Here is a 15,837-nt window from a genome sequence, read left to right on the forward strand (position 1 = left end):
CGTTTATAAGGGAGATATAAATGAGGTGAAGCTATGTCTGTAGTAGGAGAAGAAAGAAAGCGAACCATTCTTGAAAAGGTAGAATTTAAAGGGAAAGTAAAGGTTTCAGAATTAGCGAGAGAATTTGCTGTATCAACAGAAACGATTCGTCGATATTTAGAAGAATTAGATCGTGAAAAGAAGCTGAAAAAAGTGTATGGTGGAGCTGTTCAACTTCCAGGCGCTGGAGTAGAGGCACCAATGTTAGAAAGAGAAATGCTACATATAGAAGAGAAGAAAAGAATTGGTTATAAAGCAGCGACATTTGTAGAAGACGGTGATGTCATTGCAATTGATGATGGAAGTACACCGCTTCAAATGGTTCCATACCTTGTTCATCGTAAAAACTTAACGATTGTAACAAGTTCATTTCCAGTCGCAACACAATTAATTTCTTCTATTAATAAAAAGATGTTTCACGGTGAAGTTTTGTTTATAGGTGGAAAAGTATCTCCAAAGCATTCGCGTGTATCAGGGTCTATTTCTCAGCAAGTCATACAGCAATTTCATTTTCATAAAGCGTTCGTTTCGATTGATGGGTTATTACCTAGTTTTGGAGTTTCCAGCTTTGAATTAGAGAAAGCGAAATTGTCAGAGGCGATGATGAAATTAGCTGAGAAAACATATATTTTATGTGATCATACGAAGGTAGGCGTGAAAGGGAATTATCGTATAGCAGCAATTTCGCGTATTCAACACGTAATTTGTGATAAAAAAATGCCATATAGCTTTGAAGAAGAACTTAAGAAGCATAATATTCAGTGGACAGTTTGTTAAATACAGTGAAAGCACATAAACTCCCGCCTAATTTTTAGGAGGGAGTTTTATTATCTGTAAATCGTAAAATAAAAGATTTGCAGTTATGCAAAAAGTGGACACATTTTCTCACCTCTTTCATATAATTTACCAATACAAAAAAAGTTGGTCGAAGGAAAGAAGGGAGAACATGTCAGAACGAATATATAATAAACTTGTATTGTACGCGAATATTTTGCAAAAAATCGGTGTCATCAATGAGAAGGAAAAAAGTGAAATTCTTCATACGATAGGTAAAAAAGCCCTTTGAATAAAGGGCTTTTTTATTTTTATATCTTTAAAAATATAAATTTAATGTAATATTCTCATTGACAATGATAATGATATTCATTATCATTTATTTGTGGAAAATTGATAATACTTATCAATTGTAAAGATTATATATGATAGGGGATATTATTTTGAAAAAAATTACATGAAGGCGCTAGTAGTAGCGACAACATTAGCAATTCCATTTGCTACGTACTCTACTCCAGCATTAGCGGCATTAAAAGTTGAAGCAAATCAATCGGTAGCAGCAGCGAGTAATCGCACGTATGATACTGAGATTAAAATATATAAGGACCAAAAAGATGAGCCATCTATGGTTTCTCAATATATAAAAGATCCTAAAGTAACGATTGCAGCTGGCAAAAAAATTGTCACTGTAACAATGCAAGATAGTGATTATTTTCAATATCTTAGAATAGAAGATAGAAACCAGCCTGGTGTATTTCATGATGTGAAGGTTTTGTCAGAAGATAAGAGGAAGAATGGAACGAAAGTAGTTCAATTTGAAATTGGTGAGTTTGAGAAGAAGCACAATATGCAAATGCATATACTTATTCCAGCTATTGGATATGATCACAAATATCAAGTTCAATTTGAAATTAAAGATCCAACTTTAGGTAACAAAGAAACAGAGAAACCAGATGATAACTCTAATTCAGGCAATACGGAAACGGATAATCCAGTTGATAATCAAAATATGATAACAGATAAGAAATTAAGAGAGCTTGTTAATAAAAAAGTATTTAATAGAAAAGATTTAAATACACCAATTACGAAAGAAGATTTATTACAAGTAAAGGATTTGTTTTTAAATACGAATGAGATACTTGATTATAGTGCATTAAAATATATGCCAAATTTAAAATCTTTAACAGTTGCGAATGCGAAGATAAAAGATCCGTCGTTCTTTGCGAACTTAAAGCAATTAAGTCATTTAGCTTTGCGTGGTAATGAATTTTCAGATGTAACGCCACTTGTTAAGATGGATAATTTAGAATCTCTTGATTTAAGTAATAATAAAATTACAAACGTTGCACCACTAACTGAAATGAAAAATGTAAAAAGTTTATTTCTATCAGGCAACCAAATAGAAGATGTAACAGCATTAGCGAAAATGGAACAACTAGATTACTTGAATTTAGCAAATAATAAAATTACGAACGTTGCTCCATTAAGCGCTTTGAAAAATGTAACATACTTAACTTTAGCAGGTAATCAAATTGAAGATATTAAAGCGTTATATTCATTACCTTTAACAGACTTAGTATTAACACGTAATAAAGTTAAAGATTTATCCGGCATTGAGCAAATGAAGCAATTAGAAGAATTGTGGATCGGGAAAAATGAAATAAAAGATGTTACTCCTCTAAGTAAGATGACACAGTTAAAACAATTACACTTACCTAACAATGAGTTAAAGGATATTACGCCATTATCAAGTTTAGTAAACTTACAAAAGCTTGATTTAGAAGCGAATTATATTTCAGACTTATCACCAGTTAGTAATTTGAAAAAATTAGTATTTCTAAGTTTTGTTGCAAATGAAATCCGTGATGTCCGACCAGTTATAGAACTAAGTAAGACGGCTTATATTAATGTCCAAAATCAAAAAGTATTTTTAGAGGAAACAGAAGTAAATAAAGAAGTAAAAGTACCTATATATGAAAAAGATGGTGAGGTTTCTACGAAAATCCGTCTGAAGAGCGATAACGGTACGTATAGTAATGGTGTAGTGAAATGGAGTACACCAGGTGAGAAAATATATGAATTTGGTGTGAAAGATCCATTCGCGGATACAGGAATTTTCTTTACAGGGTCTGTTATTCAAAATGTAGTAGAAAGTAAAGACGGTAATACGTCTAAAGAAGATGAGAAAACAGAAGTGGTAGAATTTAAAGATGTACCAAAGGGACATTGGTCAGAAGAAGCAATTAATTACTTAGCGAAAGAAAAATTATTTATAGGCTATGGAAATGGTGAATTTGGATTTGGTGATAACATTACTCGTGGACAAGTAGCTCTTCTAATACAAAGGTATTTAAAATTAGAAAATAATCTAGTACCAAAAACGGCATTTACAGATACGAAAGGAAATATGTATGAAACGGCTATTGATGCAGTGGTTCAAGCTGGAATTATGACAGGCTATGGAAATGGTATGTTCCGTCCAGATGGAGTATTAACTCGATATGAAATGTCAGTAGTATTACAAAGAGTATTTCAGTTAAAAGAAAATGAAAATAGTGCAGAGAATTTTAAAGATATACCAAATGACCATTGGGCGAAAGGATATGTGAAAGCTTTAGTGGATAATAAAATATCAAAAGGCGATGGGGAAGGGAATTTTTTAGGAGATAATTTCGTAACACGTGAACAATATGCACAGTTTTTATATAATGCAATAAAGAAATAAAGTGAAACTTTAATCAGTGGGGGTTTTGTTCATTCCCCACTGATTATTAGCCCTCACTAATCGGGCTGCCCGTTAATGCGGAATAAAAAATGAGGAAAATACGCTATTCTTTAATTAAAGAGTAGCGTATTTTTATGTACAAAATGAAATAGGAAATAGATAGGAGTATAGACATATGAATAGCCTATTTTAAAGAAGAACCACGAAACTATATTGACAAAAAAGCGTTCTCATGTGATAATTCAATTAATTTTTAGAATAATCAAAAAATATTCCTTTTACATAGAAAGGATTCGAACCTTATATGAATATTATGCCGGGGGTGACGAAATGTTATTTTTTCTGAAGAAATGGAATGAATTAAAAGATGTGAAATCTGAATTGGCACTTCGTGATTGGTTTTATGGTACCAAAATTAGCTTATCGCTATGTACGTCAAAAGAGCCGTTAACATTCTTAGTAAATGTTGAAGGAAGAGATAAAGGGCTATTTTCGGAAGAAGATTTTATTGTCGTAAATTGCATGTGCGAGTCAGTATTTGAAAATGAAGAAAAACCAGCTGCAGAGTCATTTATGCATGCGGATATTTATAAAAAAAGTAGTGCAGGATGTATTTTACAAGTGCAGACTGTAGATAGTCATTTAATATCAGAGTTATATGGGGAAGAAGGAGAAGTAACGTTCGATAAACGCAGTGTGGAGCGTGTTTTCGGAAAAGAAGGTATAACAGAAATGACAATTCCAATTGTAGAAGATGAAAAAAAATTCGCTGATTTATTAGAAAGGAATGTTCCGAATTTCATTGAAGGTGGAGGAGTAGTTCTTGTTCATAATTACGGCATGATTGTGTGGGGAAAAACGCCAGAAGAGGCGAAAAAATGGCTAGAGGGTATAGAATATTTAATGAACTATCATGTAAAGTTATTAATGATTAAGGGGGCAAGGAGCTCTGTTATATAAAAATGGATGTGATATAGCTACAAGTTAATAAATAAATGAAAGCGTTTTAAAAATAATTTCACTCATAAAATATAGGTCTCCTTATTATATATAGATTACATGTTGACATGTAAGGAGGAACATATTTTGCGAGTTAAATATCATTTTCTGCCAAAGCAGCAAGTAACATTTTGCAAAATAAATGATTCTGGTGAAGAGGCACTGCAAATGATGAACGAAACGGGATTTCGAGCCATCCCGGTATTAGCAGAAGATGAGAAGAAATTCACGGGGATTATTTATAAAGTAGATTTATTAGAAAAAAATGCAATAGCGGATTAGAGCATGTAAGTGCAGGGGATATGCTCTACGATTCCAATGCATTTATTTTTGAAAAGGATTCCTTCTTCAGAGCCTTTTATGTAATTCGTCGGCTTCCGTTTTTAGCCGTGCTAAATGATTATAATGAATTTGTCGGTATGTTAACGCATTCGAATATATTTGATGTTATTGAAGATTCATTTGGTATGCGAACAGGTGGTTATATATTAACAATTGCAACACAAGATTGTAAGGGAACGATTAAAGAGCTTGGGACATTGTTAAAAGCATATAATATCGGTGGCCTATTTACGCTAGATAACGGTGATCAATATATCCGCCGCGTTATTGTAAATATATCAGATGAGTTAGATGAAACAAAATTAAAGCAATTAATCGGAAAAATAGAGAAAAAAGGATTCAGAGTGAGTCACGTAGATTATATTTAAGTTAAAAAGAAAAGTACCTATCTGTTATATATAGATAGGTACTTTTTTGTCCCACTATTTGTGGGTAGTAAAATCCACGCCTCAAAATTTGGTGAAAGCAAAGAAGTTAGGTGGGCGGGTGTTACCTGTAAAAGCCCAATTGGTGAGGCTGATTATATGTGAGTAATGAACTTTATTTTGAAACAGGAGGCGGGGATAATGCTAGATCAGATAAGAAAATAAAGTCTGCATGCTCACGAATTTTAGGGATAGAAGTTTCAATAACGCGTGATGTAATTTCACCTGGGGGGCCCACATGCCCGATAGCTACCATAATAGGTTTTTCTTGAATTTTTTTGATGAGTAATTGGGCTTGTTTTGAAATATGTCCTGCTGTATACACATCATCAAAAAATAGTTGGTTTTCAATAATAGGAACTCCTAATTCTTTTCCGATTTTTGGGACGACACTATTAGGATTCGTTTTACTATCTAAGTAAAATAAACCGTGTTTTTTACAAGCAGCAAGTATAAGGCGAACAATTCTTTCATCCGCTGTTACTTTTGACCCCATATGATTGTTCATTCCAATTGCATGCGGTACTTCTTGAATGGCTTGTTCAAGTCGGTTGTTTATTTCTTCATCGCTTAAATCAGTTGTAATTGCTTTCGGCCCAAGCCATTCTTTTTTACCTTTTATAGGTTCCATTGGCATATGTATAATAACTTCATGGCCTTTCTTATGGGCAGCTATTGCGTCTTCTTTTGTGGAAGGAAGAAAAGGCATAACAGCAACAGTGAGTGGAATGGGAAGTGATAACATTTGATTAGTCCCCTTCATATTATTACCGAAATCATCAATGACAATAGCAACTTTATTCGTATGAGCATTTGCTTGAATAGGAAATAAGAAAGACGGTAAAAACAAAACAATGATGAATAATGCAATCGTATATTTTCGCATATAAATATTTCCTTTCTATTGTTATCCTGCTATTTGTGGGTAGTAAGACTCCCACCTCAACATTGGGCTGGATAGGTGGGAGATTAACTGCCTACCCGATTGGTGAATGCTAATTATCAGTGGGGGCTGAACAAAAAAACACTGATTAAAGTTTCACTTTATCAATCATCATTATGTTTTGCTTTTTTATATAAATTAAACAAAAAATGTCGAAGAAAAGTAGGTGGAAAATTAAGAATCCCCGGTTTACGTAGAATTTATAAAAAAAGAAGATGAAAAAAATGTCTATTATTGCGAATGTATTTACAAAGATAGAATAATTTGTAATAATTCTCAAAGTGAGGGTAAAGATTTGTAAATTACAGGGAGAAAATGTTAAATTTTCTGATTCTTCAAATTTGCATATGATTAAGTAGTTAAAAAAAGTCAATGGAGAAGTGAAGTTAAGAGCATGGAAGTATAATAAGGGGGATATGGATGTTTACTGTAAAAAGGAAGTACACATTAGAAAAGCTTTCACGTGATATTCATATGAAACGTGAAGAAATGATTCAACTAGGATTAACAAGTGGGCTAAATAGTAGGGAGACAATTCAAGTTAGTCAAGAATTGGACAAGCTTATTTTACAATATCAATGTTATAAAGAAAAACAAACACCGAAATGGTTTTCAATTATAAAAATACCTATTTTCCAAATCGGGTATGAAGGAAAATCAAATAATTTTTGGCGAATGCTTGTGGCTGGTTTTATGAAATAAGTATAATTACCCTTATAGGATAAGGATAATTATACTATGTGTAACGGAATTTCGATATGAACTGTCGTTCCTTCATTTTCTGTACTGTCGATAAAAATATGCCCATTATACATCTCTACAATTCGTTTACATATGACAAGTCCAAGACCTGTTCCAGTATCTTTATTAGTAAAGAACGGATGAAAGAGGTGTTTTTGAATATGTTGCGGAATCCCTTTTCCAGTATCTGTAATATGCAGTTGTGCGTGTGTTTCATTGTTTTTTACTACAATGGTTAGTGTATCATTAGAAGTCATGGCCTCAATTGCATTTTTGGTAATGTTTAAAACCACTTGTTTCATATGGTCTTTCGAACAACGGATATGAACAGGATGGTCTGGCAAATGTAAATGGAATACAATGTTATGTAAATTCGCCTCAGATTGAATAATTAATGCTACCTCATTTAGAATTGTTCTTACATCATATGTTTGTTCGATGATGGCGGTTGGCTTTCCTAGAATAAGAAATTCACTTACAATTTCATTGATTCGCTCTATTTCTTGTTCAATTACGGAAAAGTAGAACTGATCTTGTTCATCTTTATATTTCTCTTTTAATAGAGCGACGAGTCCTTTAATTCCAGTAAGAGGATTACGGATTTCGTGTGCTGTACTCGCTGCAAAAGTTCCAACTAATTCAATTTTCTGTAGTTCATTTTGTTGTCTTTCAAGTTTTGTTTGACGTTTTAACAACATATATTGAGCAAGCAAAAATAAAATAGACATTAAAAATAAAGTAGCTATACACTCTATTGCAACCCACTGGTATAAGGTTTTTTGATGAATGGGTAATGGAGAAACAGAGACCTTCCAATTTAATCTTTGGAGTGGGGTAGTAAGCATATTAGAATGCGTATCACTTGTGTCGTTATTATCATCGGTTAGAAAAACTACATCATGTTTATCAGTTACCTCAAAATGGTATTGTGGTTTAATGGCATTTAAAGAAGAGGAAATGTAATCAAAGCGTAAACTAGCTAATAATAATCCTGAGAGCTCCTTCTGTTTATTAAATATGGGGGCAGCAATCATAATAGCTTTATGTCCAAGAACGCGATCAGTAATGACTGATGATACAGTGGTTTTTTTAGTTTGGAGCGCGTCTTGAATATATTTACGGTCTGAAACATCTATAGGCTTTGATTCATCTTCAGATGCGATTGTAATGACTCCTTCTGGTGTAGCGTAATATAGACCAGAAAAGCGTGCATCGTTTCCATCTGTATCATGTACAATTTGTTTAATGCCATTTATATTACCAGTCTCGGTGCCTACAACTTTTGCAAGCATGTCTAAAGCAGAAATTGCTTCACCAAGATGATGATCCAAATAATCTCTATATAAAAAGAGAACTGTATGAGCAGATAATTTGTTTTCCTGTTTCATTTTATATGTATGATACGAATAAAATGTAGCACCAATCCCTATTGTCGGTAGGATAACAAGCAATATATATATAATTATGCTTTGGAATTTGACTTTCAAATGTGGTACTCCTTCTTTTTTTATTATCATTATATATAAACTATGTTAAAATTGTCATGTTTTTATTCAAGAATGATTTTTAATATATTAGGGGAGAGGAAATGGATGAGTGAATGCTCATTCGGAATTCACATGAAGTATGAAGTGGTATTTTCTTTTTATTGCTGAGAATTTAAGTGAAGGGTTGAAAGTTGTATGACATCAAATAATGAACGAGAAGATATTTCTCAATCTTTAAAAGTATTTATTGCATTATCTCGTGTACATCGTTCTGTTATGGATACTACAAATAAATCTATACAAAGTAACGGGTTAAATCCAACTGAATTTGCTGTATTAGAACTGCTATATCATAAAGGCGGTCAACCACTCCAGCAAATTGGTGAGCGCATTTTAATAGCTAGTGGCAGCATTACATATGTTGTAGATAAGTTGGAGAAAAAGGGATTAGTAAAGAGAATCCCATGTCCGAATGACAGACGTGTTATTTACGCGCAATTAACTGAGTCTGGCGAGAACTTTATTGCTTCTATTTTTCCGGGGCATGAGAAAGTTATACATCAGTCTTTTGAAATGTTAACGAAAGATGAAAAAGATGAATTACTTGATTTATTAAAAAAAATTGGGAAGTATGAAAAATAATATGTTCCAAAGGAGCTTTGGATAAATAAATCCAAGGCTTTTTTATTTGTAATGAACTCATGGCAGTCACTGCCGAAATTTGTTGGAAATTAAGAGGGGATTCGAGAATACGTATTGAATTATAATAAAGGTATGTAATGGAGAGGAGGCTCGTTCATGTCATTTAAAGACTATGAATATAAACGCCCAAATATTGAAGAGTTAAAAGAGAAATTTACTGTTGCTTTAGAGAAGTTTGATAACGCAAAAACTGTAGAAGAACAAAAACAAGTCATTCATTCAATTAATGAGATTCGCAACGATTTTGGTACAATGGGAAACCTTTGTTACATTCGCCATTCTGTTGATACGACGGATACTTTTTATAAGGAGGAGCAGGATTTCTTTGATGAATTCTCTCCAGTTGTACAAGGATATGGTACAAAATATTATAAGGCACTCATTAATTCTCCATTTCGTGAAGAATTAGAGGCGTATTATGGAAAACAATTATTTGCTCTAGCAGAATGTGATTTAAAAACATATTCAGATGAAGTCGTGAAAGATTTACAATTAGAAAATAAATTATCATCGCAATATACACAGTTATTAGCATCTGCAAAAATTGACTTTGCTGGAGAAGAAAGAACGTTATCGCAACTGATTCCGTTTATGCAAGGAAAAGAAAGAAGCGAACGTAAAGCAGCAAGTGAAGCATACTACGGATTTTTAGCTGGAATTGAGGAAGAACTAGATCGTATTTATGATGAGCTTGTTAAAGTGAGAACGAAAATCGCAAAATCTTTAGGTTTCAAAAACTTTGTTGAACTTGGATATGCAAGAATGTACCGTACAGATTATAATGCGGAGATGGTGGCTAATTACCGTCAGCAAGTGCTAGATTATATCGTTCCCGTTACAACGGAATTAAGAAAGCGACAACAAGCACGTATCGGTGTAGAGAAGTTAGCTTATTACGACGAAAACTTTGAGTTTGCTACAGGTAACCCAACTCCAAAAGGAGATGCGGATTGGATTGTTGATCATGGAAAGACAATGTATAAAGAGTTATCGATTGAAACAGATGAATTTTTCAATTTCATGCTAGATAATGATTTATTAGATTTAGTTGCGAAAAAAGGAAAAGCTGGTGGCGGATATTGTACATATATTGAGAATTATAAAGCGCCATTTATTTTCTCAAACTTCAATGGAACATCTGGTGACATTGATGTATTAACACATGAAGCAGGTCATGCTTTCCAAGTATATGAAAGTCGTAAATTTGAAATTCCAGAATATAATTGGCCAACATATGAGGCATGTGAAATCCACTCTATGAGTATGGAATTCTTTACATGGCCATGGATGAAGCTATTCTTTGAAGAAGATGCAGATAAATATTACTTCTCTCACTTAAGTTCAGCACTTCTGTTTTTACCTTATGGTGTATCTGTTGATGAATATCAACATTATGTATATGAAAATCCTGAAGCATCACCTGAAGAGCGTAAGACAGCATGGCGTAACATAGAGAAGAAATATTTACCACATCGTGATTATGAGGATAATGATTATTTAGAGCGCGGTGGTTTTTGGCAACGTCAAGGGCATATTTATAGCTCACCGTTCTATTATATTGATTACACGCTTGCTCAAATTTGTGCGCTACAATTTTGGAAACGTGCAAGAGATAATAGACAAGAGGCTTGGGAAGATTATGTGAATCTGTGCCAACAAGGTGGAAGTAAATCGTTCTTAGAATTAGTAGAAGTTGCAAATTTAACATCACCATTTGCTGAAGGCTGTGTGAAAAGTGTTATTACAGAAATTGAAGCATGGTTACATGCGATTGACGACACAAAATTGTAAAAAACATGCGCTTTTTTTCACATGTTTAACATCGACATAATGGGAAAATGATGAGATAATAAAAGAAAATTCAGAATACTAAAGAGGTGTTTCTAATAAGGAGCACCTCTTTTCACAAACAAAAGGGGGGAACAAGTATGCTTCAATCTAATATGGATGTAAGTTTAGAAAGTTTAGTAAACTCATTACAGTCTACTCGAAGCACGCTATTATCAGAAATTGAAATGTTAAATGACACAGAAGTGAATGTAAAGCCACGCCGTGATAAATGGAGCATTATTCAAATTTTACACCACTTGCATTTAGTTGAACAATCTGTCACGTCTGCCCTTGTATATGCTTTACAAAAAAAGGAAAGAAACATGACTCCATTTAAAGACCTCCAACTTACGCTTGATCGCACACATAAACGAGAAGCTCCTCAGCAAATGCAACCAACAGAAACTTTAATGAAAAAACAGCAAGGAATTCAATTGCTAGAACATTCACGCCAAGAACTATTACACGCGCTTCATAGTGTTATAGATGAAAAAGATTTATTTGAAAATGGATTAAAGCATCCTGTTTTTAATGATCTGAATTTGTATCAATGGGTTCAATTTCTTGATTTGCATGAACAAAGACATCTTACGCAGTTAAAAGAGGCGAAACATGCAATTTTGCAACGCTAAAGTGGAAGAAGTGGGAAACCACTTCTTTTTTGATACGTGCATAGTTTTCTTTCTTATTTTGGAATACTACATGGAGAAAGAAAAGAAGGAGTTGAAAAAACATGTCTAAGAAGAAGCGAGAAGAAGAGCGCGCCTGGAAAGCACGTAAAGAAAATCAACAACCGCACGGAAAAGTGAAAGCTTTTGCTGAATTAGTTGAAGGAACAGAAAAAACGTGATGAGTATTTCATCACGTTTTTTGTATGAGTGGAAAAGTTAATAAAAAGGTTGTACCGATTCCTTTTTCACTTATAATATCAATTTTTCCATTCATAGCTTGAACAACACTGAATACGACCATCATTCCAAGTCCAGTACCTTTTTCTTTCGTTGAATAAAAAGGAGAGCCAAGACGTTTTACTTGTTCTGAATCCATACCGACTCCTGTATCTTTTATATATAACTGAATATGCTTATGATCAGGAACTAATGTGAAATAAAGATCACCGCCTTTTGGCATAGCCTCAATGCAATTTTTTAAAATATTTAATAAACATTGATTTAGTTTTTGCTTTTCACCAGCGATAAAAAAAGAAGTGCTTTGCTTTATATAATGAGTACGTACATTTGTTAAATTAGTAAGCGGTGTAATTAACGACAATGCATGTAGTAATTCTTCTTCTAACTGTAATGTTTGTTCTTTTTCAATGCTTGGTTTAGCAAAGGTTAAATAATCTGTAAGAACATGATTTGCTTGTTCGATGCCGTTAATGGCAATGTCGATATACAATTTTCGTTCCTGCTCAGTACAGGTATCTGATTGTAACAGTTGTAAAAAACCTTTCGTTGAAGTTAATGGATTGCGAATTTCATGAGAGATAGACGCTGCCATTTCACCAATTAAATGAAACTTTTCAGCATTTATAAGTTCGTTTTGGAGACGAACTTGAGTTTGTAATATGTGCAGTAAATATAAAATTAGAATCGTACCAAGCATTGAACATAACTCATACACAATAATATGCAGTATATAATCAGTCTTATTTGTAACCTTTGAAAGGAAGAAGGGTATCCAACTAAATCCGTATGTGAGACTGTAGATAATAGCAAGTGTTATTTTTATACGATTAGAAGTTTGATTAAAAAATTTATATGTTAATAGTAGAACAATAAATAGAAGAACAGAACCGATAAGAGATGGGAAAACACCTACCCCACCTAATAATAAGCGATATATGTTTAATACAACTAAGATAGAACCACCAGCAATAGGCCCTCCCGTTAATGTACCGACAATTAATACAATATGGCGCATATCAAATTGAAAACCATTATTTGTTTTTGCTGCAAATGTAATACAGAGTACGGTAGCAAGGCAACAGAGTACAATGAATATAGCTGAATTTAATTTAGGAGAGCGTTTCCCTTTTTGATTCCAAAATAAATGATATACGAGCATTGTAATCAGGATGAATAATATATTTAAAAAGAGATAAATAATAAAGGATTTCAGTGGGATGCCTCCTCTCTTCTTAGATTAAATTAATCATACTATAAAATGAAAGAAATGAAATAATAAATAGCGGAAAAATCAGAAATTTTTACGCTAGTATACAATATGTTACAATAAGCTGTGTCAATGAAAGAAGAAATTCCGTGCATCGCGCGGGAGAGGTTCGCGAACTCCCTCTATAAAAAACTATGGAAACAACAATATCCTTAGGTATTGTTTTGTTTTTTTATTGTGACAGTTCAAGAACGTTCTTTCTTCTTATTTATAGTAGAGAAGGAGAATGAGTGAAATGAAAAAAGAAAAAGCAGTTGTTGTTTTTAGTGGAGGACAAGATAGTACGACATGTTTATTTTGGGCAATAGAGCAGTTTGCAGAGGTAGAAGCTGTAACGTTTAATTACAATCAACGTCATAAGCTAGAAATTGATTGTGCAGCGGAAATTGCAAAAGAACTAGGAATAAAGCATACGGTACTAGATATGAGTCTATTAAATCAACTTGCTCCAAATGCGTTAACCAGAACGGATATGGAGATTACACATGAAGAAGGTGAATTGCCATCGACATTTGTAGATGGACGAAATTTACTCTTCTTATCATTTGCTGCTGTATTAGCAAAACAAGTTGGAGCACGTCATATTGTAACGGGTGTATGTGAAACTGATTTCAGTGGTTATCCAGACTGCCGTGACGTGTTTGTGAAATCGTTAAATGTTACTTTAAATTTATCTATGGATTACCCGTTTGTCATTCACACGCCACTTATGTGGATTGATAAGGCTGAAACATGGAAATTATCAGATGAACTTGGAGCATTTGAGTTTGTTCGAGAAAAAACATTAACATGTTATAACGGAATCATTGGTGATGGTTGCGGTGAATGTCCAGCATGTCAACTTCGTAAAGCAGGATTAGATACGTACCTACAAGAACGCGAAGGAGCGAATAACTAATGGATAACTTTTTTGGATTTCGCATCGTAGAGAATTTGCAAAAAATGGACAAGGATATTCAGCGTAAACAACTCAAATACCATAATAAAAGAGTAATGGTCAGCAAGGAATTTACATTTGATGCAGCACACCATTTACACTGTTATGAAGGGAAATGTAAAAACTTACACGGTCACACATATAAAGTTGTATTTGGAATTAGTGGATATGTAAATGAAATAGGTCTTGCAATTGACTTTGGAGATATAAAAGAAATTTGGAAAAATGAAATCGAAATTTATCTAGATCATCGTTATTTAAACGAAACGTTACCTGCAATGAATACGACTGCTGAAAATATGGTCGTTTGGATTTATGAAAAGATGGCAGAAGCACTAACAAAAGAGAATCGAGTGAACGAATATAAAGGAGCTCGCGTTGAATTTGTTCGTCTATTTGAGACGCCGACTAGTTATGCGGAAGTAAGACGGGAGTGGATGCTTGATGAGTAAAATCCCTGTCTTAGAAATATTCGGTCCGACTATTCAAGGTGAAGGAATGGTTGTAGGGCAAAAAACAATGTTTATTCGTACAGCTGGTTGTGATTATAGCTGTGCTTGGTGTGATTCTGCTTTTACGTGGGATGGATCAGCTAAAGATCAAATTAGACAGATGACACCAGAAGATATTTGGGATGAGCTTGTTGCAATTGGAGGAGAAAATTTTTCTCATGTTACGATTTCAGGTGGAAATCCGGCATTGCTGAAAAATATTGAGTTTCTTCTTTCTATATTAAAAGAAAATGGAATGCGAACGGCAATTGAAACGCAAGGGAGTAAATGGCAAGATTGGTTACTTCAAATTGATGAGGTAACAATTTCTCCAAAACCACCAAGTTCAACGATGAAAACAGATTTTCATAAGTTAGATGCTATTATTGAGAAACTAGCAGGAAAAGATATTAGTTTAAAAGTAGTAGTATTCGATGATCATGATTTTGAATATGCAGTTAAGATGCACGAACGTTATCCAAAGGTACCATTTTTCTTACAAGTAGGAAACGATGATACAAAAACAGTGGATGATGCGATGCTTATAAAAAATTTATTAGATAAGTATGAATGGCTGATTGATAAAGCTGTAAATTGTAAAGAGATGAATGATGCCAAAGTATTGCCTCAGCTTCATGCGTTAGTATGGGGAAATAAGCGCGGCGTATAACGAGAAGGGATGTTTAAAATGACAGGAAGATTAGATGAAGATTTAAAAGATGTAACATTACTAGGGAATCAAAATACAAAATATTTATTTGAATATAGCCCAGAAATATTAGAGGTATTTGATAATAATCATCCAAACCGTGATTATTTTGTAAAATTCAATTGTCCTGAATTTACAAGTTTATGCCCGAAAACAGGACAACCAGATTTTGCAACAATTTATATTAGCTATATTCCAGAGCAAAAAATGGTAGAGAGTAAATCTTTAAAGTTGTATTTATTTAGTTTCCGCAATCATGGTGATTTCCACGAAGATTGCATGAACGTTATTATGAACGATTTAATTAAATTAATGGATCCGCGTTATATTGAGGTATGGGGGAAATTCACACCACGTGGTGGCATTTCAATTGATCCATACTGCAACTACGGGCGCCCAGGTACGAAGTATGAACAAATGGCTGACTACCGCATGATGAACCACGATCTATATCCGGAAACAATTGATAATCGTTAATAGAAAGAAAGGGCCTGTATACTATACAGGCCCTTTCT

General features: G+C 33.6%; 15 protein-coding genes, 1 pseudogene and 1 riboswitch. Of the genes and pseudogenes, 13 read left to right on the forward strand and 3 right to left on the reverse strand.

The genetic code is table 11. The features are described 5' to 3' along the window. Nucleotides 1-33 precede the first annotated feature (33 nt). From ACXKY9_RS06090 to cbpA, 4 genes and pseudogenes are all read left to right on the forward strand, one after another. Nucleotides 34-816, forward strand: coding sequence for a DeoR/GlpR family DNA-binding transcription regulator (locus ACXKY9_RS06090; protein WP_000117667.1), 783 nt, complete (start codon nucleotides 34-36; stop codon nucleotides 814-816). 454 nt (nucleotides 817-1,270) lie between these two features. After that, a complete protein-coding gene (locus tag ACXKY9_RS06095) occupies nucleotides 1,271-3,538 on the forward strand; it encodes an NEAT domain-containing leucine-rich repeat protein (protein WP_000646267.1) in 2,268 nt (755 codons plus the stop codon). Between the two features lie 330 nt (nucleotides 3,539-3,868). Continuing rightward, complete coding sequence (locus ACXKY9_RS06100) at nucleotides 3,869-4,498, forward strand: class II aldolase/adducin family protein (RefSeq protein WP_000896005.1); 630 nt, start codon at nucleotides 3,869-3,871, stop codon at nucleotides 4,496-4,498. Nucleotides 4,499-4,624: 126 nt separating this feature from the next. Next, nucleotides 4,625-5,247, forward strand: a pseudogene (gene cbpA / locus ACXKY9_RS06105) (cyclic di-AMP binding protein CbpA). 172 nt (nucleotides 5,248-5,419) lie between these two features. On the opposite strand, the gene ACXKY9_RS06110 reads toward cbpA, so the two are convergent. Continuing rightward, nucleotides 5,420-6,190 carry a divergent polysaccharide deacetylase family protein gene (locus ACXKY9_RS06110; RefSeq protein WP_001234107.1) on the reverse strand — a complete coding sequence of 257 codons (771 nt, stop codon included), beginning with the start codon at nucleotides 6,188-6,190 and terminating at the stop codon, nucleotides 5,420-5,422. A gap of 477 nt (nucleotides 6,191-6,667) precedes the next feature. Here ACXKY9_RS06110 and ACXKY9_RS06115 point away from each other — a divergent pair, with 477 nt between their 5' ends. Further along, a complete protein-coding gene (locus tag ACXKY9_RS06115) occupies nucleotides 6,668-6,949 on the forward strand; it encodes an aspartyl-phosphate phosphatase Spo0E family protein (RefSeq protein WP_000495536.1) in 282 nt (93 codons plus the stop codon). A 29-nt stretch (nucleotides 6,950-6,978) separates the two neighbouring features. Here the strand turns inward: ACXKY9_RS06115 and ACXKY9_RS06120 are convergent, their stop codons facing one another. Further along, nucleotides 6,979-8,475 (reverse strand): DUF3149 domain-containing protein, encoded by a 1,497-nt coding sequence (locus ACXKY9_RS06120; RefSeq protein ID WP_000865053.1) that lies wholly within the window; start codon nucleotides 8,473-8,475, stop codon nucleotides 6,979-6,981. 195 nt (nucleotides 8,476-8,670) lie between these two features. On the opposite strand from ACXKY9_RS06120, the gene ACXKY9_RS06125 reads away from it, so the two are divergent. From ACXKY9_RS06125 to ACXKY9_RS06140, 4 genes are all read left to right on the forward strand, one after another. After that, a complete protein-coding gene (locus ACXKY9_RS06125) occupies nucleotides 8,671-9,117 on the forward strand; it encodes a MarR family winged helix-turn-helix transcriptional regulator (protein WP_000203336.1) in 447 nt (148 codons plus the stop codon). 156 nt (nucleotides 9,118-9,273) lie between these two features. Further along, nucleotides 9,274-10,968, forward strand: a complete 1,695-nt coding sequence (locus ACXKY9_RS06130) for a M3 family oligoendopeptidase (protein ID WP_000008572.1) — start codon at nucleotides 9,274-9,276, stop codon at nucleotides 10,966-10,968. A 137-nt stretch (nucleotides 10,969-11,105) separates the two neighbouring features. Further along, on the forward strand, nucleotides 11,106-11,639 hold the full coding sequence (locus ACXKY9_RS06135) for a DinB family protein (protein ID WP_000941970.1): 534 nt from the start codon (nucleotides 11,106-11,108) through the stop codon (nucleotides 11,637-11,639). 101 nt (nucleotides 11,640-11,740) lie between these two features. Next, entirely contained in the window at nucleotides 11,741-11,857 is a 117-nt protein-coding gene (locus ACXKY9_RS06140; protein WP_000038355.1) for a DUF6254 family protein, read from the forward strand. 11 nt (nucleotides 11,858-11,868) lie between these two features. Here the strand turns inward: ACXKY9_RS06140 and kinB are convergent, their stop codons facing one another. After that, nucleotides 11,869-13,077 carry a sporulation sensor histidine kinase KinB gene (kinB, locus tag ACXKY9_RS06145; RefSeq protein ID WP_000964152.1) on the reverse strand — a complete coding sequence of 403 codons (1,209 nt, stop codon included), beginning with the start codon at nucleotides 13,075-13,077 and terminating at the stop codon, nucleotides 11,869-11,871. 206 nt (nucleotides 13,078-13,283) lie between these two features. Continuing rightward, nucleotides 13,284-13,327: riboswitch (PreQ1 riboswitch) on the forward strand. Between the two features lie 93 nt (nucleotides 13,328-13,420). On the opposite strand from kinB, the gene queC reads away from it, so the two are divergent. Genes queC through queF form a run of 4 tightly spaced genes read left to right on the forward strand, consistent with a single transcriptional unit; the run spans nucleotide 13,421 to nucleotide 15,799 of the window. Next, nucleotides 13,421-14,083 (forward strand): 7-cyano-7-deazaguanine synthase QueC, encoded by a 663-nt coding sequence (queC, locus tag ACXKY9_RS06150; RefSeq protein ID WP_000711595.1) that lies wholly within the window; start codon nucleotides 13,421-13,423, stop codon nucleotides 14,081-14,083. Next, complete coding sequence (gene queD, locus ACXKY9_RS06155) at nucleotides 14,083-14,574, forward strand: 6-carboxytetrahydropterin synthase QueD (protein WP_000368414.1); 492 nt, start codon at nucleotides 14,083-14,085, stop codon at nucleotides 14,572-14,574. Before queC ends, queD begins: the two co-directional genes overlap by 1 nt. Beyond that, a complete protein-coding gene (queE, locus tag ACXKY9_RS06160; protein ID WP_000036296.1) occupies nucleotides 14,567-15,283 on the forward strand; it encodes a 7-carboxy-7-deazaguanine synthase QueE in 717 nt (238 codons plus the stop codon). The genes queD and queE overlap by 8 nt, the downstream gene beginning before the upstream one ends. A gap of 18 nt (nucleotides 15,284-15,301) precedes the next feature. After that, nucleotides 15,302-15,799, forward strand: a complete 498-nt coding sequence (gene queF / locus ACXKY9_RS06165) for a preQ(1) synthase (RefSeq protein ID WP_001986050.1) — start codon at nucleotides 15,302-15,304, stop codon at nucleotides 15,797-15,799. Nucleotides 15,800-15,837: the final 38 nt, after the last annotated feature.

The organism is Bacillus sp. 2175 (genome assembly GCF_057812155.1).